Below are 19466 nucleotides of genomic sequence, written 5' to 3' on the forward strand. Positions count from 1 at the left end.
CGCGCTTGTCCGCAGCAAATGCATAGGCCGATTCACGTCAGCCGGGGAGAGGAGCGGGAGGCATAGGTCCGCCCAACTTTGGAGAAATCAAATGGAAAATATCGTTACGCGAGAACTCGTTCCTGAAGCCCGGCGATCAGATCATGTCGGCGAGCTCTTCGGCGTACACTTCCCGATGCAGCTCGAGCCGTTCATCTACACCATTGCCGGCCAGATGGCGCCGGAATACAAAGGCGGCTATTGGCAGTTCTATAGCCTCGGCAATGGCGGGTTCTACATGGCACCGGAGACGGAAAAGTCATTCGCGGTGTCATGCGAGAACTACTATCGGGGCACGCTCTCGGCGGACGCCCTGGGGATCGTCGCCTGCCTGTACGCCTATAGCCATTTGTCGTTCAGCCGGAACGAGAAGATCGGCCGGATGTATGCCCGGCATTACCACCTGCTGCGGCAGTACATGTTCGAGCATCCCGAGGTGGCCGAGATCCTGGGGGCGATTGATTGAGTGGCCTGGAAGGGACTGGGGACCGGGAGCCCGGAACTCTGGAAAGCTGGGGACCTGACTCCGCCCCGACCCCGCCAGGATTTCAGTTTTTCACATTTCGTCCCTGCAGCGGACCAGTGCCAACCCGCGCTTGAGGATGCTTACCCACAGCTTCTTTCGCTATCGGCTATCCGATATTAGGTTGCCCCTAATCCATGGCAAGCACTTGCCCGATCAGCTTGGCAATGGTCTCCAGTTGATCACGTTGATCTGGAGTAATCTCACCTCGCACACGAATTTCTCCTCGCCGCCCCGCCCTCACGCAATGTTCAGACTCGGACAGCACAACAACCTCCTGGCCCAAGTCAGAAATTATGTTCATATCCGAGGACGCAGACAGCGACCGGATATGCAGCTGATCGTCACCGGCTAGGACGCGCTGCATAGAAACGGTTGTTACTTTTTCTAACGCTTCTTTGATCTGATGATCTTGAAGTCCTTCATTCTCCAACAGAGAAGCGAAACGGTCCCTGATCTCCTGCTCTACGGATTGCCGCATCTTCGACAATCCAGCCGCTGCCAAGAGGCGCTCGCGAACCGCCTCCTTGGCATAGCCCTCTTGACCGGAACATTTTGCCAAAGCATCAGATATCAGGATTACGTTCTTCTTTCGAGGCTGTACGCCTCCAGACTCGAGCTTGCTCAGATAGCCATGATTTAGGCCAGTGGCTTTGCCTAGCGCACGGAAGGTCAATCCGGCGACTTCGCGCTCCTTCTTAAGAACATCGCCAAAAGTAGCCAAAATGCCTCCCGTGATGTCGTACAAAGTGTTGTCTTCTGGTTCATTGTGGTGCACAGTGGTTCCAGGCTAGCTCATATTGGAGGGCGCCACAATGCCTTTCTCCCCACATGATGACGTCGAAGAACTGATCGGCCGCCTGGAAGATGTTCTCGATACTCTATTCGAGTTACAAAAAGGAGGAGATGCCACAGTTGACGCACTGAGCGATCTCATCAAGAGCATCGTCGCGACCATTAGCCTCTCCGTCTCCCCCGAAAACCATCGAACCCAAGTCGAAAGAATCTGGCTCCGAGTAGCTCAGGGGGCGTCCAATCCGTTGAACAAGGAGATCACTGAGGCCATTCTTTCATCTGGCCTCCACCCCGGCCCAACCGAAGACACCGCGAAAAAGTTAATGGTGGCGTTCAGTCTGGGACATCCTATGGCGATCCGATGGATCGTCGATCGATACTCGCTCACAGACGAATTAATGGACGTGGTCGCAACCGTATTACCTGAGACAATCCGAAGAAAACCTACGGTCGCGCGTTGGATCCTACGTGTCGCCTCCGAAGCCCGCGGTTCCCAATTCGTCGCGAGCCTATTTTCAAAGAGAGTTACCGATTCGTTCGGTCGAGGCTGTAGCTCACAGCTGTTTTCAGAAATTCTTTCGCATCACCCAGGATGGCTCAACCTTCCTCCAGATGCTCGTATCGCTATTGAGGCGGCGGAGGAGAAAGCTCTGGTTCACGAGAACAAATGGAGAGGGCGAGATGCCGCCAAGGCTCGGCGCCATGATCGTATCCGTGCGCTGGTCGAACAGCTGCGTCCACTTAATGAGGTAGACCGATTAACTCGAATTGCCGAACTCGACTACCCTCACACCGGTTCCCTGCCGTCGGACTGGGCAGAAGTCGACGACGATTCGCTAGAGGCCTTGAGCCCCGCCTCACGAGCGCGACTTGCTGACCAGCTTGGCGGCGTCTCAAGACAGAGAGCCTGGCGCCAGCTGCGACGACGCATCCTTTCTATCCAATAGAGAGACTCGGCATGAACATCGCCTTGCCTCAAATGTGCGAAAGTTACTTGCCCATCGAAGGCCTCTGGATTGTCACTTTCATTCGAGGCAGCGGTGGCGGATCGATTACCGGCACTGCCGTCTTTCGAGATGAACTCGTCCTCGGAGGCGACAACGAGCGCTGTTACATCGGAGAGTATCGGACAACTGACGCGGCCATTGAGGGCAAGATCGATCTCCCGTTGCACACCCAGATCAAGGAGCCGTCGTGCTTTTTCGGCAACGTACAGGAACCGGTGGTTTCCTTTTCGCTGAAAAGGGAGCGCGAGGGGATTTTTGGCTATATCGGAGACGCGGAGATTCAGAATGCGGTGGATGTTTGCCGCAGCTTCACGATTGCCTTACAACGCGCCTACCGCCTCGATTAAGCTGGATCTGCAACCCGCGGCGTATTGCGGACACCGTCCGAAACGGCCCCAAACATCTGCACCCGTGTTAATTCGGAGTGGCAGGAAAACCTAAAATATTTTTGTCCCCCTTCGCATGTCATCAGGGGTCAACTTCATCTGGTGTTCAAATGCCTGTCGGTAGTCGGCAACGTGCCAAGACCATGCTTCACAAACCCTCCACTCCTTATCGTAAAGAATCCAGACTAAGACGTCCCAGTAGAAATTGTTGGCCTTACCGACCATAGTGACAAAACTACCTTTCTTTCCGCTGGGACGATTCGCCTTAACCTGATATCTCAGTCCGTTCCATTTAAAGTCGTACCCTTTCGTGACCGCTGTCATCCCCTCGAACGCTTTCGGAATGAGCCCTGATTCAATACCGACCAGACATGCAGCATCGTATTCGCTAAGTTCCGATGTGATTCTTGGCGCGACCTGAGTGCGATGCTCCCATGCTAATGCGGTGGCAACGAGCGCCTGCCTTAACGGGTCATTCTTAAAAACCGGCCTCACTTCCGCTGGATCAGGTTTTCGCTCCGCTAGACGCTCCAGCACCTTTGCGGCAGCGACAGCATAGGGCGTGCCGGCTCCTCCCTCGTAAGCCCAATGGCTCCATCTGTTCAATGCGAAAAGAGTCGGCTGGAGCAGCTCATAAGGCAGATCTTGCACAGCTTGATCCGTCTGCGCATGGTCCACGACCAATTCGACCAATACTTTGAGAACTTCCTGGGTTAATACCGGGTACCAGTCATGGGCGAATGCCCACCGACCCCAGGCTTCGAAATCTCTTCCGCTTACGCTAGTTTCCCTTTTTAGCCCTTCGCTAAGAGCGATCAGCTCCAGCAGCGATTGATCTACATTCACATCCTTGTCCTCTGAGGTTGGTCAGAGTTGTGCTTTTTCGAGAACAAGCACGATCTCACGTAAGACTGCGCGGGTCTCCGCAGTTTCTCGTCGACTCAACTCCCGCTTGGCAAGATCGAGCGCTGTCGACGTGTTCCAGTCCCCATCTATCACGAATGGGTTTGCGCCTCGCGCCAGTAGGTCCCTCACCGCATCAATATCTCCAGCCCTGACAGCGCGCATAAGCGGCGTATGCCCATTAGCATCGTATTCATCCAGTGGATTCCCTGTTGGCCTGGCATTGGGTAACCGAGGTTTTATAGGCGCAACAGGGACACCGCTTCCGACACGGCCACTGGTCGATAGCTCGTTCTCATCTCGAAGCGCTTGAACCCGATATTGGATATATAGCGCCTGTGCTTCGGACTCATGGCCTTTGGCATTTTGTAATGCTTTAGCCCACAAACCATCGCGACGCCCTCCGGACTCAATCTCCAGGAGAACTTGCTCGTAGAGTCTTTCCTCGGACAAACGACGCTCTATCGCTGCATGCTTAGCCTTCTTAAAAAACGACATGGCTGGCCCCGGGTTTCTGGAACACAGTGAACTCCGGACGGACTTTACCAGAGAGTTATGGGTAGCCTAACTGCTCGTCGGGAGGCTGTTTCTCCACTGCTCGACATCCTCACTCCGCCATCGAACGGCGCCAGGGCTTATCCGCACTGCCGCTGGAAAAGCCCCCTCATTCACCCATCGATATATCGTCCCCCTGGAGACGCCGATCTGCTTGCATAGGTCGCCAATGCTGATGAGGACATTGCCAAGATATACATGTTGCCCCTTCTGGCCAGAGGACACTGGCTCCGCAGGCACTCTGGCCGAGATCTTTGACTTGAGCGTTTCCAGATCCTGTCTCAGTTTCTCTATCTCAATCCGTGCTGCTGCGCGTTCCTGAAGTAGCTGCCCCAGGGTGAGCTGGCCCGGGTCAATCCTCAAACGATCAAGAATATTCTCACGCATCAATCGGTCCCTTCCTAGGCGAAAGAAGCGTCAAAAAATAATTGGGGAAGCTCATCAGGCCAAGTCTCCTGATATCACGAGAAACATAGGCGAGCCCAACTCGACGAAACGATACCTACTCGTCGCCCCATTAACCGATCGAACGCATGGCTTTGCGTGGAGTCGTCGGCTGCGTCGGGTGGTTTCGATTTCTTCGGTGTAGCGATGCCCCACAGGTCTCGCGTCGAACACCCACGAACACAACTCTCAGAACCCAATCGACTTCATAGGCGCCAACGAACCTGGACGCCCATCATCGCGCCACGCAGCATAAGCATCTGATTTCTGACACTTGCTCGAGCTCGAACTTTAATCATCGCAACTCGATGAGTCGCATCACGATCTGCAGTTTCTCACCGACCCTAGTGGCGCACATCAAACTGTTTCCATGCACGAGATGACAACTGATGCGCGTGCACGGCGAGGGACGCCATGCGGACCCCGGGGATCTGCGCCACGGGTCCCTGGTGTCGCGGGACCGATGGCTGGCTGGAAAACTGGAAAGCTGGAACATTGCCCGCCCCCTGAGCACTCACTCCAGCCCCGGCGAGGCTTCCAGGTTCTCAGGATTTCAGCCACTCGGAGCCCGCAGCGCCCAGCACCGGCGACCAGTGCATGTCGGTGCGATCTCGAGGCGGCTTCCAGGTGTAGGTTGGGCACGAAAACCTTACTGCCCAGACTGAGCTTGCGCGAAGCCGATAACAGCTCGTTGCAATTTTGCCTAGCTTTCGAACGAAACTCCGTTAGCCAGCGAGAGGAACTGCTGTTGGCGTTCAATCATTAAGCGACATGAATTGCCTCGTAGAAGCACGGAAACATGGTTAACACCCAAGCCGGACCGTCCCTTGGAGAACCCTCCGAGCGCGGCGCTTGAAAGAACCGGCAACACCCGCTATGGTCACTCCATCTAACCGGGCAGGCCGTCCTACAGGCCGCATACTCGGTTTCCGATGAGGTCGCATATCCGCGCCTCCCAACGACAGCCCCGAGTTGCCGTTGCCCTCCTTAAAGCCGATGGCCGCTAAATCATCACGCGGCCCAGATGCTGAATCCCGCATCAGGCGCCCCATTAGCGTCTGCTCCCATCGCATGGCTTCGAGCTTTGCGTGTTCTTTAATAATTCGGAGCACAACTAATGATTGACCATGAAAATGGTGGGTCAGGGAAGCGCTCGTCTCGCGGGCAACTCATCGCGAAGGCGGTGGGCGCATTCGTGGATAAGGCGCGGGTACCTGACTCAATAGACCGAAAAGTCGCACTCCTCGAGGCGCTCTTCTCAGCAACGGAAGGCGTCAACGAGGGACTGGCCGTCGCCACTGCCTGGAGTTCGACGTGGCCCGATGACCCTGGTGACGAAATGATCGGGCGCTTATGGGACCAGTGGCGTATGGAAGGCGCCAAGCCAAAGCTGGACCTGCTCGAGGACTTCCTCCGAGGACAGGGCTGGAACTGGGAGGAATACCTTTCTCACGAAGAAATAGAGGCGATTCAATCTAGTTCGCTTCCCGCAGCAACATCTGAACCGGAGATTTCGAAACCACTTCCTTCCGTACTCCTGAAATTCAGTCTTGTGGACGAGCTTCCCAAGCTTCAGTCCGAAGTGCTCACGTCGGAACCGCTTTGTTCTGGTCTCGCGGTGAAAGGCAGCGCTACCGTGTGGTATGCCGAGCCGAATACCGGAAAGACTGCAATGGCACTTTGGTTCCTGGTATCCGACATCCAAGACGGGAGGCTCGATCCTTCGAGAGTTTTTTATTTCAATCTTGACGACACATTGCAAGGGCTCGCAGAGAAAACCTCGATAGCGCAGCTTCATGGCTTCCACGTGATTAGTGAAGGCTATAAGAGTTTCGAGGCGCGGCACTTTCCAACGGTCATACGGGATCTCATCGCTGCAGACCAGTGTTCGGGCGTCGTGATCTTTTTGGACGTCTTAAAGAAGCTTTGCGACATCATGGACAAGGGGAAAAGCTCTTCCTTTGGGAAGCTGATTCGGAGCTTCGTTTTGCGCGGTGGCACGTGCATCGCACTCGCTCATACTAACAAACGACGTAACGCTGATGGCGAGCCGATATACGCGGGAACGAGCGATATCCTGGAAGACTTTGACTGCGGATTTATCGTCTACGAGACAGACCTCGATCTCGATTCCCAGACAAAGACAATACTGTTCAAAAATAAGAAGTCTCGAGGCACAGTCCGCAAGCAGGCAAGCTTTCGATATAGCGTCCGTGAAGGGCTCTCATACGACGAACTTCTGGCATCCATCCAGGAAGTCGATGAGGCGGATCTTCTGCGAGCACAACAACAGAAGCAGCTTGAATCTGACCTGAGCTTAATTGAGGTCGTTCGCGACGGAATCCGTTCCGACATCAATACAAAGATGGCCCTAGCAGCCCTGTTGGTCCAACGCACTCAGTGCAGTAAACGGACCGCGATCCGAGTGATAGAGCAGTACGACGGCACCGATCCTGAGACCCACTTCTGGAACTTCCAGGTGGGTGCTCGCGGCGCCAAGATGTATCGCCTCCTTGGCCAGTAATTCGCGGCCACAATCTACAGAAATATCGTCCGGCTGATCGGCCGGAGCTTTCCATTCCACAGGCACATTGAGGTGAGTCTTGAGCCCTGCACGGCCCAAGCCGCTCTTCGGCGTGTCTCCGTGTGAGTTCGTATAAACCAATTCCTAAAAGGAAAAATAGCAATGACTACACATGAAGATGAAATAGTGGTGTTACATGACGGGCGCGGCAGTCTCTACGTTCCGCTACCGATCTACCGGCGGTTTCGAGAGGCAATCCTGATCGTTATCCCAGCAATGGTCCCCGGGGTCGGTTACAAATCCGAGCACCTCCTGGGCACCGATATATGGGAAACGCTGGATGCCGGTGGAAGGCGCTTTGCCGGGCGGTGCATCTCGCATATGGAGCGGAGAGGTGAAATACCGCTCAGGCGAGTCACCCCTCGTTACAAGTACCCAATCCGGTACACCAGATAACGACCAAGGAAAAACCCGATGGGGTGGAATCTTTCAAGGTTCCGCCTCATCGGGAGTTTCCCCAGATATTTCGTAGGAGTAGAGAAATTGAGGGTTAAGTTAACAACACAGCTAATAGCGGGAGGCTTGGTCGTTCCCGCTGGTAAGCGCCGTACGGAGTATGTCGACCTGAGTGACGCCGTGGGGCTCTACATCGAGGTCAGGGCCGCGAGTCCTGGCCAGGGCACGTTCTACTGGAGGTATCGGGATTCCCAAGGTATCACCCGTCACGAGCGGATCGGCCGGACTGATGAAGTAACGCTGGAGCAGGCTCGGAACAAGGCCAGAGAGCTCAGAGCGCAGTGGACTCTTGGGACCTTCCCAAAGGCACCTCAGCAGGACAAGCCAGAAATTCCTACGTTCGGTGAGTTCGCCCGAGAGACCTATGGGCCGGCCATGAAGCTCCGTAAGCGTTCCTGGCAACGCGACCTTGATTTGGTAAGGCTACGACTGGGTGACATCGTGGATAAGCGTCTGGAGGAGATAACCAAGCTCGATCTCGTCAAGCTGCACAACAAGCTCAGGGAAAGCGGACTGGCCGCGGCCACTTCCAATCACGGTTTGAAGGTCGCTCGCCAAGTCCTTGCTTTGGCGGTGTCCCTAGAGATTCTGGAGAAGAACGTCGCTGTGGGCATTCCCATGTTCCCTGAGAACAACATTCAGGATCGCTCTTTAAGCCCAGAAGAGCTGGCCCGACTGCTGAGGGTGCTCAAGACAGACAAGAACCGGAATGTCTGCCGGATAGCGCTCTGGCTGCTTGCCACGGGGTGTCGCTACCACGAGGCACTAAACGCCGAATGGAGCCAGTTGGACCTCTATAACAGCGTATGGAAAGTGCCGAGCCAGCTGACGAAGACAAACGCCAGCCGAGTAATTCCTCTCAACGACGTGGCCCTGGAGGTGATTGCTGAGTTAGATACCAAAGACAAGTATCCATTCTTGTTTATCAATCCAAGGACCAAAAAGCCGTATGCCAACATCCACAAGGTATGGGAGCGCCTTAGATCTGATGCCGACGTGAAACACTGCCGTTTGCATGATTTACGGCATCAAGTCGGTGCCATAGCGGCCAATAGTGGTGAAAGCTTATGGGTGATCTCTAAGCTGCTGGGCCATACGCAGAGTAAGACATCTGAGCGCTATTCGGCGGTGAGTACTCCGACGCTGGTCAATGCGTCGAATACGGTCGCAAGGGTCATACAGGAGGCAATGAAAAAATCTGCGTAAAAAGATCCTCCGCTGCAACGGATTGTCATCAGCGGGGCGCACGGGAACGGGCGGGCTGAGGTCGGGCCGGCGACGGAAACCGCCGGGGCACGGACGCCCCCGAGTCGCCTCCCAGGGCCGCCGGAGTGGCCGCCGGCGAGGCGATCGCGGCGCGGGCATGGCAGGGGTGATGGGGCGGCACCCGGCGTCGGAGCTGGGGGGTGCTGCGTATCGCAGTGTCGACATTCGTCAACCAAACGGGCCTCATTAAGCCCAACTCATGGGCGCCAAATTCCGTCCCATGGTCGTCGCCGTGATGCGTGATGTCGACTTGAATTCAGATGGATCGCCGCGGGACCACTACGAAGAATCGAAAGTATCTCATTAACCAACCGGTATTCCCCACAATTTCACAATTCGCCAACGAAACTGGGCGGTTGAATCAGTATCGCTCACGTCCTGAGTGGTTGGAACTAGGTCGGAGAAGGAACTTTGTCGAAGCGGCTCTGTAAACGTAGAGAACCGGTATGATTTTCCGCGGGAGGTTCCAGGTGGAATAAAGTGCACCTCCACTTGAGTGACGATCCAATCGGTATTTCGGTTTTCCAAATCGCCAGAAAGTCTAGCGTAACCGGCGTTCGGGTAGTCCGTGAATCTTGCTCCACCGGATACGTTGAGCAAGGCAGGTGTTGGCATTTCTTCTTGGTATTTGTCCGCACACGCCCTGCGAACGACATCCAGACTCTGTTGATTTGCCGTTCCCGATAACATGTCGAGAACGCAGTCATGAAACGTGGTCCGAACGGCTGGGGGCCCACATCCGTAAACAGCTGTCAGCGTCAAGCCCAAGAGCCATTTGGCCTTTGTCAATTTACTCCGCGCAAACAGCATTTCTCGATACTCAATTCCCTAAGAAGCGATGGCCCAAAGCAGAGCATGCCACACCACAAGCCTCTGCGTGACAAACCTGCGTTCTGCTACCTCTTAGCCGACCTCCCGCGAACGGAAAGGGACCTAGATTGGGCGCTCATGACCCTCAGAACGACGGCCCCAGGGCAAGAGATTCAACTGCCCCGATTTTTCAGGAGACAGTTCTGTTTGCGTGGCCACCAGTGCCATGCTCGCGGGCCCGGCACAGCAGGGGTGATGGGGCGACACCCGGCGCGAGAGCGGGCCGGAGATTTTCTCAATGGCGTGGGTCCGGCAGGGCTCCCTGACGAAATACCCTTTCACTAACGCCAGCTCCACTGATGATTCCAGCTGACGAATTTTGGATTCTGCTCTAGCCACCTGAACATATAGCGCTCGCATTCCTGTCGAAGCGCCTTATCAGACAGTCGAGGATCGATACTGACCACATAGAACTCAAACGCTGTCGCGCCAAATTCTTTCGCTGTCTCAGCAATAGGTATGGTGCGTCGAAGTTGTTCCGGGGACGCCGAGCCTTTCCACATGCTGTTGAACCAACGGATGTCGTGGCGGATCTTGGTGCGGATGCTTCTACCGGTCTCGCCAATCCTGACACCAAACTTTGGCCAGTGGATTTCCGCGTAGATGCCTGGCACTGCCGGGAGCTGGTCTACCAACACACCGCCATCCGGCCGCCAATCGACGTTGAGTTGGATGCCCTCGAAGTCAACTTTGGATTCAGTGACCATTCTGTAGATCGATCCCGATATCGCAACTATGGCCAAACTGTTCTCATTGATCGACCAACACGCCCAGTCCTGAACCAAGAGCTCACAATTCAGCGTAGGTTCCAGATCGGCTTGAGTTCGGCGATGACTTCACTACGACGAGCTCTCGCGGTTTGGCCTTCGAGGACCCAAAGCCAAATTTCCTCGCCCTGTTTCAGCAGGTCAGTGATTCTTCGATGAATCCGCGCGTTCGAGGTTTCCCCGGACCGGGAATGTATGAAATCTCCAACCCTCGGACCAAAGTGGGTCGTGCTGGCCACCAGGAGCGGCGCACCAGCTGCGAGCAGAATTAAACCGGGGGCACCTCGGAGCCTAAACGGTAGGTCAAAGCTGGCCTCGCCGAGAACATCAAGATACCAGAACCCTATATGAACGAACCCAAACTCTTTGTGGCTAGGCACTTGTCTGCACCCGCATCTGTCGAAATGACTTACCCTCCTTAGGCTCGGAACGAAGCCGCCCCATGATTTTCTGGTACGTTGCCAGGGCCAATTCAAAGTAGGTTTGCTCTGCCCCCTTGGGCTTCGCCGCGATGGCAACGTGCCACATGAAGTGAGGAGTCCATTTGTTTGGAATCACCTCCGCCAGCCCCCTTTGCAATCGCCCAAACTCGGCTGCACTGTATTGGTACTCTCTAGCGGTAACATAGAGCAAATTGTAATGTGGCAGCACTCGGGTGTTCTCGAGGGGATCTTCCTCAAATACTCCACACCGATTCCCATCAGCGCGCTTGACATAGTAGATCGGTGCCACCGGAATTTTGGCGAACACGCATGCGGCGCCGATTGCATGCATTGCGGGTCCGATTAGCATCGATTCCTTCGCTGGGTCCAATCCTGCATTAGCTGCATATAGCCCATATGAGCTTATTCGACGAGCTAATACATTGGCCTCGAGAATCGGCAAAATCGTTAGTGCTAGTTCACGAGCTGTGGCCATTTCGTCTGTGCACTCCTTTCATCATCTAGGGGCATTGATAAGAGCGGCGTTGTTCCAGGCCTACCTTCCGACCCGTGGCCGTTCACGCTGAATCGCGGTCATCCATCGCCCTTCATGTAAGAACTCGACGTGCGACCACCAGGGCTGCGGGCAAGAACCATCGATGTGGAAGCGACTTTCTTTCCCTCTGTTCCAGCTTTCTCTGCGCCTGGTCTTCACCCATTCCTCGACGGACTGGAATGTCTCATTGCCGTGCATGACCACGTGCTTATCTGCAGTACCTTGGAAGATGCCGAGGAACATGTATCCGGGCAAGTCCGGTCCACTCCAGTGATGGCGGATGATGCAGGGAGAGGGCAATCTATCCAACGCCAGCAGCTTCACCGTGGAGTAGTAGCTGGCCTCAACGTGGTCCGATACGCTCGGATCGCCAATCGCCCTCAGGAACTCGGCTCTGTACCCGGGTCCAAGTTCATCGATCTGCTTCAGGGTCCAGTGCCCGTAAAGCCAGGACGCCATTTCTGACGCGATCGGGTATACGGTAGTGCCCATCATGTTGAGCGCTTGCCTTGCCTCGTCAGGGCTTACGCCGCCCTCCTTCCATCGTTCGATTCGCTGTTCGCTTCCTGCAAACCATTCAGGTCCTAAACACATCACCTGGATCCTCCGTGAATAACAAACCAGTTGGCATCTCTATGGCCGGCGTACTCGCTTGTGCCGGTGGCCGGCAGTGATCACGGTCCCGCCTTTTTCGACGAGATAGCAGGACAGCTTGTCGCCGAATCGTCGGATGGGCTCTCGGCCATATGCCCGCTCCAAGCGACGTTTTGCTTGTTTGTCGAAGTACCGGATTGTGCATCCCCTGTTATCTGGAATCTCGGCGCCGAATTGGAAGAGCCAGTCGACCATGAGACGGGGAATCGCTCTTTGCTGAGCTCTCGAATGAGCGTGCTCGCTAAGCATTGCTAGCCCTCCTTTGTACGGTCCGCCCGCGTCCGCGCAGTGACTGGAAGGTGGCCTCGATGTCGGCGATTAGCTCCTCTGTGTAATGAAGTTCGTTCGGATAAAACTCATCGCACATGGTTTCCTTGTACTCTTCGATGCTTTCGACCCCGAGCCAACCTATCACCGCAGCCAAGAGCTCATCCTCGCCGCAGAACTTCATTGAAGCTCGGGGTTGGTTCAGAACAATTGCGTAAGGCAAGACCCTGTAAGTGACGAATTGCAGTATTGCGTTGAGGAGGTGGTCACGCGGTACTCGCTTCTCTTTACAGAGGGAATCGATCTCATCCACCAGCTCTGATGGGAGAGTGATCGTTACCTGCTTCCAAACCTGATCGAACAACGATGCACTGGCACGGAGATACTTTTCCCCGGCAACATCGTTGCCCCAGTCTTGAGACCGAATCTCGGCCAGTTCAGCTGGCAACACCTTCGCCAAATAGGTATCCCGCCGCAGCCCAACAAGATTGATAAGCCGATCGAACAGGTCCCAATGAAGCGAGTACAACTTGACAGTGATCTTTTTCATGGCTGCTCCAATCCGTTCGCCGACATTATTACGCCATTTGGCGTGTTCTGGCAAGTCTTATCCGCGACAGGAGCAATTGGCCACCCAAGTTCGGACGGTTCGGCCCCTTTTTCGGGCGCTCTCGGACCGACCTCCTGCCAGGTTCGGGCGGGCCAGTCGGGCGGCGTCGCTAAGCCCTTGAGCGGCATGCACCAGGGGACCCACGATCCCCTGGTTTCTGGCGGCAGGTTCGGACGGCGTTTCGGAACCCGGTTCGGGCGAGAGAATCCGGCTGATGCCGCCGGTGGAAAACCCCTTACCTTTCTTCTAATTATCTAACAAAAACAAGCACTTGTACCCGGTGCTCATAATCCCTTGGTTCCAGGTTCGAGTCCTGGCGGGCCCACCAAGCTTTTCAACGGGTTGGGGTTTTATGCCGGGAGGCGAAGGGATTGGAATCCCTTGGTTTGGGGCATAGCCCGAGCGGGGACCCTGGGACGCTGGGACCGTTCCAAAAGAAAAGCCCCGCAACAGGAGGGGCTCTCCGGGACCATGGCGGGCTATTAGGCCTTCTTGCGTCTACTCGCGAAACCCATGCCAATCAGTCCAACGCCCAAGAGTGCGAAGGTACCCGGCTCTGGAACTGTGGCGACCGATAGCGATCCGGCGTTTCGAGATTCGGCGTAGGTTGGGTCGCAGGGATCAGTCAACCCTGACTCAACACAGTAATAACTACGCGCGGACTCGCCGAACGTCGGCCCAACAAAAAACCGCATTTGATAATTCCCGCCGACGACATAGGTGGGCCCCCGCACCTGCATGCTAAACCCAGTGAGATTGCCCAAGGCATCCGTGGTTGCGGCACTTCTGTGCAAGAAATAGTCACTACTGGAATCGTCTACTGTCGTCAGTCCATCAGAAATCGTCCAATCGAGGACGGGCACGTTGGCCCCACCGAGGTTTGGTGCTAAATCGACAGTAAACCTTGCAGAAATTCCTGTAACGCCTGTGGGCATCCTTGGCCCGAAGAAAGTAAATGGCGCGCCTTCATATACATAGGTAATTGGGGCAGCGTTTACCGCCATAGGCGACAACAAGACCGCGAGTACGCCGAGACAACAAATCCCTTTTCGGTTCATTCGACCATTCCTTTTTGTTGCGCCATGGACTAATGGGCATTGATAAGTGCAAATTCCTTGCCATAGAAGTCGATTTACTTGAAAACAATACGTTACGCGATCGCTTGATCCCATATGCGGGCTGTTGGAACCACAAATGTAAAATCTTTCGACGCGACATCGCTGTTTGTAAAAGGTCTAGTGTTGCCGGCTTGATCAGAACATGAACTACGTGTGCCGGATCAACCTGAAAGGCCAGTCATGATCCTCATGGACTCTTTGGGATTACGGCGAGAGGTGAAGGGATTGGAATCCCTTGGTGTGAGGCGCAGGCGCTAGGGACGCTCACCCAACGAGCCGCCACAATGCCACTATCTCCGGGTTGCTTTCGTCACCTTGTCTCGCACGAAACAACCAAGTCCTGTTGAAAGGCCCAAGTTCTAATTTCCAGTTGGCTGTTTAGGAACCGAGCGCGCCGGATTTCACCCGTCCGCTCCATCTTGAGACCCGGCATTGGCCAAATGCTCTCGGTTCGAGTTAGTGGTCCGGCCAGTTCAGAACTCAACGCGTCTTTCTACTAAGCGGAACGCTTAGTGCGATCTCCAGCTGCTCTGTTGCTCCCCCTTTCATGCATGGTCGGCCCAAGGGATACGATCAATCTTCGCTTGTCGATGATCTTTACATGGCGCGATGCAGCACCGCTATATAGGGTCTCGAACAACCACATAACGTTCTGTTTTAATTAGATAGCCCTCGATTGGCCCCAATATTGCATAATTTGTTTTTGGAAGCCTCGGAGCACCGTTGGCTAATTGGAAGGGATTCACGATGAAAACAATGGTTGTGGGATTATTGGCTTTAGGATTCGCGGCGTCGTCTGTTCGGGCTGCGCCGTTGCTGTTTGAGGACTTCGAAGTTCAGGGACAGATCACCAACTCGATAACCCTCGCTGGCGTGACCTCGACGTTCACCGACGATTTCAACTTCGGACTCAACGATGGTCGGGCGTCACTGGCTGATGGCTCGGTTGAAGCTGAGTCAGCGTTTGCTGGCACCAGCGCCTTTGCCGGGTTCGATTCGTTCAACCTGGTTGGTGTTTCAGAAGCGACAGGAGGCGCAGAAGCGCGGACTAGCTCAGGCTGGCTCATTAGCTTTGTTGCAGCTACTCCGCTGCAGCTACTCTTTGACTGGGATATTACCAATGCCAGTTTGTCTTTTGGCGTTACTCGAAACGGTGAATTCATCGGGGATCTGCTCGATAGCGTGCTGTTCCAGACCGGTGATATCGCAGCTATCGACGTGGGTGGCGTCACTTTCCCACCATTTGGTATCCAACAGTTCAGTTGGACCGCTACAGCGGTTCCAGAGCCCAGCACCCTCGCCCTCCTCGGCCTGGGCTTGGTCGGCATGGGCGTGCGCAGACGCATCAAGGCCAGCTAAACAGCGAAGTGCCCAATCAAGAAAGCCACCTCGGGGATGCTCGGGGTGGCTTTTTCTTTGGGATGCCTGGCGGTGGCGACCATGCTGTCATGGGCTTAGGCGGGTTATGGCGGGAGGCGAAGGGATTGGAATCCCCTTTGACCGTACCCCTTGAACCAAGCCGGCCTTGATGTGGGAAATTGAGCATATCAGGCGGCTTCGCGGGCAAACACTGCCGGGGGCTTTCTGCCCAGAGAGCGATGCGGTCTGACGTGGTTGTAATGGGTGCGCCAGTCTTCGATCGTCGCACGAGCATCCGCCAGCGTGGCGAACCAGTGCAGGTCCAGGCAGTACTTACGGAACTTGGCGTTGAAGCTCTCGACGAAGGCGTTCTGGGTCGGTTTGCCGGGCTGGATGAAGTGCAGCTTGACCCCACGCTCTTTTGCCCAGAAGAACATGGCTTTGCTGGTCAGCTCAGGACCGTTGTCCATGACGATCTGCCTGGCCAGGGGGCGGGATCGAGCTAACTGATCCAGTTCTCGAGCCAGGCGCTCGCCGCCGATTGAGAAGTCGACGATCTGTAGTACGCACTCACGGCTGAAGTCATCGACGACGTTAAACACGCGGAACCGTCGGCCATTGGCCAGCTGGTCCGAGACGAAGTCCACGGACCAGCGCTCGTTGATGCGACTCGGCAGCGCTAACGGAACCCGAGGGCGCGTGAGCTTCTTGCGGCGCTTCGTGCGGACCTGCAGGCCCTCTTCTCGATATACCCGATAGGTCCGCTTCGGGTTCACCACCAGGCCCTCCGTCTTGAGCATGTCATGCAGTGTCGGATAGCCATAACGTGGATAGCGTTCGGCCAGCGTCTTCAGACGTGTCCTTAGCGCGGCATCGTCCCGGCCCTTGAGCGGGCTCCAGGCCGCCGAGCGGCTAAAGCCGACCAGGCGGCAGGCGCGGCGTTCACTAAAGCGGCGACTCTTCAGGTGATCCACGGCCCGGCGCCGCTGCGCAGCCGTCACCATTTTCCCTGGACCAACTCCTTCAACGCTGCCTTGTCGAGCTCCGCTTCGGCCAGCAGGCGCTTCAGCTTGCTGTTCTCGGCTTGCAGATCTCGCAGCCGCCGGGCCTCGGACACCTCCATGCCCCCGTACTTGGCTTTCCAGCGGTAGATCGTGTTCTCGGCGATGCCATGTCGCCGCGACAGATCCTTGGCCGGCGCACCCGCCTCGTGCTCCTTCAGGATGGCAATGATCTTCTCTTCGCTGTAGCGCTTGCGTTTCATCTCGGGACCTCCCTACGGTCAAAATACCGGGAAATCCCACATCACGCATGGCTCGGATTACGGGGGTACGGTCAAACCAGCACGGCTGATCTCACGACGGTTTCCATTTTCATCTCCACAACGAATCCATGTCAACAATCTTGGCAATAATACGTTTTGTGTTTTGCCAATGATGGAACTGTGTAGCAGTTTTCCCGTCGATAGGCCCAGATCGGCCCGTTCGGACGATTCTCGGACGCGTTCGGACCGACCTCGGCTTAGGTTCGGGCGGGTCAGCGGGGAGACACCGCTAAGCCTTTGAGCAGGATGGACCAAGGGACTGGTCATCCCTTGGTTTCTGGGCCCGGGTTCGGGCGGCAGTTCGGAAGCTGGTTCGGACGAGTCAGCGGGTCAATGAAGGGACCGAAAATCCCCTTACATTTCTTCCTTTTTCTCGTTTAAATTCAATCCCTTCCAGATTCTCATAATCCCTTGGTTCCAGGTTCGAGTCCTGGCGGGCCCACCATGAAAATCATGGGGTTAGGTGGGTTATGGCGGGAGGTGAAGGGATCGGAATCCCTTGGTGTGGGGCATAGGTGACGACGGACCCTCATCCCAGCTGCGTCATTGAGGATTCTGCCAACCGACAATGCCGGGAGAAGCGTCGGACGGGCAAGGCTCGTGACGCCTGCACGAACAGAAGTGAATACTTGCAGGCAAAGAAAAGCCCGACACCAGGCCGGGCTACGAGACGGGCTGGTCGTCTCTTACACGTTCTGGCCTCGCCTGCTGAAACCTAGACCAGCCAAACCAAGGCCAAGCAATGCAAGCGTGCCTGGTTCAGGGACTCTGACAGTTCCAATGTAAGTTGCAGTCGAAACGACGGAATCACCGCTCGACGCACTAAGACTACGCGCGAGTATTGGGTCAAGTCCGTCTATCTGCGATCCAAGCGCATTTCCTGTCGCTGAATCAATACCAGTTGAAAAAATCGCTGCCCCCCCGAAAGAATCAACCACTATGCCGAACGTGAAGTTGATCGCGGATGAGTTGGGTTGAAACTGCCGCGGATCGCCCGTCCTTAGTTCTGTTTCATCCCAAGTCACTCCACCAAAACGCACTGTTATCGAATCGATCCAGTACACAGTCGTTTCAAAATTGAACGGGTCTTCATAGAGATCACCGAACACATCTGGCTGCCACATTTGCCCCGTGGAATCGTCAAAACTCGCTTCTGCACTCCAGTCCGAGTTCTCGAAAATGAAATCCACTTCAACTATAGCGGCGCTAGCATTCATGCTAGCGATGGACAGCCCAAGCATGGCGATGACAATAAGAATGGGTCTCATGACTTCCCTGTTATGTTTGGTTCGCCTGCAATACCTGCAAATTTTCGGCCAAGTTATACCGTTCAACAGGTTAGCTGTAGGCGGCGAAGGCGGATTCGCGAAAGTGTAAACTAGATCGACACGTTAGTTGCGGGGCGAGCTGTTAGAACCGTAAGCTTCCCCGTCAAGGCGACAGTTCATAAGTAGAGTTTCCGGCGGATTGTAGACGGGCTTCCATTGGCGTCAGATCATCCAACGCGTCATGGGGCCGCTCCTCGTTGTACTCGATCATCCACCAGTGGACGGCCTCCCGGACATCATCCAGCGTGGTGAACAGGTGCTGGTCGAGCAGCTCGTCCCGGAAGGTCCGGTTGAAGCGCTCGATGTAAGCGTTCTGATTGGGCTTGCCGGGCTGGATGTACTGGATCGCCATGCCGGCCTGCTTGGCCCAGCTGGTGAACGCTTCGCCCAGGAACTCCGGACCGTTGTCGGTTCTTAGGACTTGCGGCAAGCCACGCTCCGTCGCCAAGCGCTCGAAGATACGGATCAGGCGTTCGGAGGTGATCGAGGTATCGACCTCGATGTGCATCGCCTCACGGTTGAAGTCGTCGACTACATTGAACGTCCGGAACCGTCGGCCGCACAGCAAGGTGTCGGACATGAAGTCTGCCGACCAGACGGTATCCGGCAACCTGGGCACATAGAGAGGCACCCGCAGCCGCTTCGGAAGTCGCTTCTTGGCAGGGCGCCGCAGATGCAGGTTCATGCGTTTGTACACTCGATAGATCCGCTTGTGGTTCCACGGCCGGCCCTGGCGCCGGAGGATCTTCCGGCACTTCCAGAACCCCCGGCTCGGACGGCCCTCCACCAGGGTCGCCAACGCGCCGATCACCTGTGCATCCCGAACCGTCCAGTCATCCGGAACCCGGTAGAAGGCCGACCGCGACAGTCCCACGCAGCGGCATGATCGAGTCACCGGGAGATCGTGCTCCTCGACCAGATACCGCGCGGCGTCGCGTTTCGCAGCCGGCCCTACAGTTTTTTTGAGATCAGATCCTTCATCGCTGTGTTCTCGAGCGCCAAGTCTGCATACATGCGTTTGAGCCTCGCGTTCTCGGCTTCGAGCTCTTTGACCCGTTTCAGGTCCGAGGCTTCCATGCCGCCGTACTTCGATTTCCACTTGTAGTACGTGGCCTCCGAAATTCCGTGCTTGCGGCAAAGCTCGCTGATCCGCATCCCGGCGTCCGCCGACTTCAGGATCGAGACGATCTGCGTCTCCGTGAATCGTGATTTCCTCATCAGAACCTCCTGGCA

The 19466-nt window shown here is 55.7% G+C and carries 17 protein-coding genes; 6 read left to right on the top strand and 11 right to left on the bottom strand.

Annotated elements, in window-relative coordinates; genetic code table 11:
• Nucleotides 1–91: 91 nt before the first annotated feature.
• Nucleotides 92–505 carry an antirestriction protein gene (locus G6032_RS07220; RefSeq protein ID WP_165281462.1) on the top strand — a complete coding sequence of 138 codons (414 nt, stop codon included), beginning with the start codon at nucleotides 92–94 and terminating at the stop codon, nucleotides 503–505.
• A gap of 187 nt (nucleotides 506–692) precedes the next feature.
• Here the strand turns inward: G6032_RS07220 and G6032_RS07225 are convergent, their stop codons facing one another.
• The gene (locus tag G6032_RS07225) at nucleotides 693–1340 is read right to left on the bottom strand and encodes a helix-turn-helix domain-containing protein (RefSeq protein WP_165281463.1); all 648 of its coding nucleotides are present in this window, start codon (nucleotides 1338–1340) and stop codon (nucleotides 693–695) included.
• 37 nt (nucleotides 1341–1377) lie between these two features.
• On the opposite strand from G6032_RS07225, the gene G6032_RS07230 reads away from it, so the two are divergent.
• On the top strand, nucleotides 1378–2304 hold the full coding sequence (locus tag G6032_RS07230; protein ID WP_165281464.1) for a hypothetical protein: 927 nt from the start codon (nucleotides 1378–1380) through the stop codon (nucleotides 2302–2304).
• Between the two features lie 11 nt (nucleotides 2305–2315).
• A complete protein-coding gene (locus G6032_RS07235; protein WP_165281465.1) occupies nucleotides 2316–2711 on the top strand; it encodes a hypothetical protein in 396 nt (131 codons plus the stop codon).
• Nucleotides 2712–2801: 90 nt separating this feature from the next.
• Here the strand turns inward: G6032_RS07235 and G6032_RS15480 are convergent, their stop codons facing one another.
• From G6032_RS15480 to G6032_RS07250, 3 genes are all read right to left on the bottom strand, one after another.
• Nucleotides 2802–3596, bottom strand: coding sequence for a hypothetical protein (locus G6032_RS15480; RefSeq protein ID WP_206211858.1), 795 nt, complete (start codon nucleotides 3594–3596; stop codon nucleotides 2802–2804).
• Nucleotides 3597–3617: 21 nt separating this feature from the next.
• The gene (locus G6032_RS07245; RefSeq protein ID WP_165281466.1) at nucleotides 3618–4151 is read right to left on the bottom strand and encodes an ankyrin repeat domain-containing protein; all 534 of its coding nucleotides are present in this window, start codon (nucleotides 4149–4151) and stop codon (nucleotides 3618–3620) included.
• Between the two features lie 66 nt (nucleotides 4152–4217).
• On the bottom strand, nucleotides 4218–4595 hold the full coding sequence (locus tag G6032_RS07250) for an AlpA family phage regulatory protein (protein WP_165281467.1): 378 nt from the start codon (nucleotides 4593–4595) through the stop codon (nucleotides 4218–4220).
• A gap of 1174 nt (nucleotides 4596–5769) precedes the next feature.
• Between G6032_RS07250 and G6032_RS07255 the strand changes: the two genes are divergently transcribed.
• Both G6032_RS07255 and G6032_RS07260 read left to right on the top strand, forming a co-directional pair.
• Nucleotides 5770–7176 (top strand): AAA family ATPase, encoded by a 1407-nt coding sequence (locus G6032_RS07255; protein WP_165281468.1) that lies wholly within the window; start codon nucleotides 5770–5772, stop codon nucleotides 7174–7176.
• 474 nt (nucleotides 7177–7650) lie between these two features.
• Nucleotides 7651–8898 (top strand): site-specific integrase, encoded by a 1248-nt coding sequence (locus tag G6032_RS07260; protein ID WP_240902050.1) that lies wholly within the window; start codon nucleotides 7651–7653, stop codon nucleotides 8896–8898.
• Between the two features lie 1211 nt (nucleotides 8899–10109).
• Here the strand turns inward: G6032_RS07260 and G6032_RS07265 are convergent.
• The 4 genes from G6032_RS07265 to G6032_RS07280 all read right to left on the bottom strand — a co-directional run bounded on the left by G6032_RS07265 (nucleotide 10110) and on the right by G6032_RS07280 (nucleotide 13044).
• Nucleotides 10110–10535 (bottom strand): hypothetical protein, encoded by a 426-nt coding sequence (locus tag G6032_RS07265; RefSeq protein ID WP_165281470.1) that lies wholly within the window; start codon nucleotides 10533–10535, stop codon nucleotides 10110–10112.
• Nucleotides 10536–10967: 432 nt separating this feature from the next.
• Complete coding sequence (locus tag G6032_RS07270) at nucleotides 10968–11369, bottom strand: hypothetical protein (RefSeq protein WP_165281471.1); 402 nt, start codon at nucleotides 11367–11369, stop codon at nucleotides 10968–10970.
• 204 nt (nucleotides 11370–11573) lie between these two features.
• Nucleotides 11574–12167 carry a hypothetical protein gene (locus tag G6032_RS07275; protein ID WP_165281472.1) on the bottom strand — a complete coding sequence of 198 codons (594 nt, stop codon included), beginning with the start codon at nucleotides 12165–12167 and terminating at the stop codon, nucleotides 11574–11576.
• Nucleotides 12168–12468: 301 nt separating this feature from the next.
• Nucleotides 12469–13044: a hypothetical protein gene (locus tag G6032_RS07280; protein WP_165281473.1), complete on the bottom strand. Its 576-nt coding sequence runs from the start codon at nucleotides 13042–13044 to the stop codon at nucleotides 12469–12471.
• Nucleotides 13045–14969: 1925 nt separating this feature from the next.
• Between G6032_RS07280 and G6032_RS07290 the strand changes: the two genes are divergently transcribed.
• Nucleotides 14970–15581 (top strand): PEP-CTERM sorting domain-containing protein, encoded by a 612-nt coding sequence (locus tag G6032_RS07290; RefSeq protein ID WP_165281475.1) that lies wholly within the window; start codon nucleotides 14970–14972, stop codon nucleotides 15579–15581.
• A 188-nt stretch (nucleotides 15582–15769) separates the two neighbouring features.
• Here G6032_RS07290 and G6032_RS07295 read toward each other — a convergent pair.
• The 3 genes from G6032_RS07295 to G6032_RS07305 form a co-directional block, all read right to left on the bottom strand.
• A protein-coding gene (locus G6032_RS07295; RefSeq protein WP_240902051.1) for an IS3 family transposase occupies nucleotides 15770–16845 on the bottom strand; the annotation gives its coding sequence in 2 pieces (ribosomal slippage) (nucleotides 15770–16590 and nucleotides 16590–16845; 1077 coding nt in all).
• Between the two features lie 746 nt (nucleotides 16846–17591).
• Nucleotides 17592–18173: a PEP-CTERM sorting domain-containing protein gene (locus G6032_RS15485; protein ID WP_206211860.1), complete on the bottom strand. Its 582-nt coding sequence runs from the start codon at nucleotides 18171–18173 to the stop codon at nucleotides 17592–17594.
• 163 nt (nucleotides 18174–18336) lie between these two features.
• Nucleotides 18337–19451 (bottom strand): IS3 family transposase gene (locus G6032_RS07305; protein ID WP_165281476.1). Its coding sequence is split into 2 segments (ribosomal slippage): nucleotides 18337–19199 and nucleotides 19199–19451, totalling 1116 coding nucleotides; the frame shifts between segments, so codons are not numbered across the junction.
• Nucleotides 19452–19466: the final 15 nt, after the last annotated feature.

This window comes from Wenzhouxiangella sp. XN24 (assembly GCF_011064545.1).
Lineage (GTDB): Bacteria > Pseudomonadota > Gammaproteobacteria > Steroidobacterales > XN24 > XN24.

What these genes read in the sequence shown, in the direction of transcription:
- G6032_RS07220 (WP_165281462.1), top strand. Translation starts at nt 92, where the DNA reads ATGGAAAATATCGTTACGCGAGAACTCGTTCCTGAAGCCCGGCGATCA.
- G6032_RS07230 (WP_165281464.1), top strand. Translation starts at nt 1,378, where the DNA reads ATGCCTTTCTCCCCACATGATGACGTCGAAGAACTGATCGGCCGCCTG.
- G6032_RS07235 (WP_165281465.1), top strand. Translation starts at nt 2,316, where the DNA reads ATGAACATCGCCTTGCCTCAAATGTGCGAAAGTTACTTGCCCATCGAA.
- G6032_RS07245 (WP_165281466.1), bottom strand. Translation starts at nt 4,151, where the DNA reads ATGTCGTTTTTTAAGAAGGCTAAGCATGCAGCGATAGAGCGTCGTTTG.
- G6032_RS07250 (WP_165281467.1), bottom strand. Translation starts at nt 4,595, where the DNA reads ATGCGTGAGAATATTCTTGATCGTTTGAGGATTGACCCGGGCCAGCTC.
- G6032_RS07255 (WP_165281468.1), top strand. Translation starts at nt 5,770, where the DNA reads ATGATTGACCATGAAAATGGTGGGTCAGGGAAGCGCTCGTCTCGCGGG.
- G6032_RS07260 (WP_240902050.1), top strand. Translation starts at nt 7,651, where the DNA reads ATGGGGTGGAATCTTTCAAGGTTCCGCCTCATCGGGAGTTTCCCCAGA.
- G6032_RS07265 (WP_165281470.1), bottom strand. Translation starts at nt 10,535, where the DNA reads ATGGTCACTGAATCCAAAGTTGACTTCGAGGGCATCCAACTCAACGTC.
- G6032_RS07270 (WP_165281471.1), bottom strand. Translation starts at nt 11,369, where the DNA reads ATGCATGCAATCGGCGCCGCATGCGTGTTCGCCAAAATTCCGGTGGCA.
- G6032_RS07275 (WP_165281472.1), bottom strand. Translation starts at nt 12,167, where the DNA reads ATGTGTTTAGGACCTGAATGGTTTGCAGGAAGCGAACAGCGAATCGAA.
- G6032_RS07280 (WP_165281473.1), bottom strand. Translation starts at nt 13,044, where the DNA reads ATGAAAAAGATCACTGTCAAGTTGTACTCGCTTCATTGGGACCTGTTC.
- G6032_RS07290 (WP_165281475.1), top strand. Translation starts at nt 14,970, where the DNA reads ATGAAAACAATGGTTGTGGGATTATTGGCTTTAGGATTCGCGGCGTCG.
- G6032_RS15485 (WP_206211860.1), bottom strand. Translation starts at nt 18,173, where the DNA reads ATGAGACCCATTCTTATTGTCATCGCCATGCTTGGGCTGTCCATCGCT.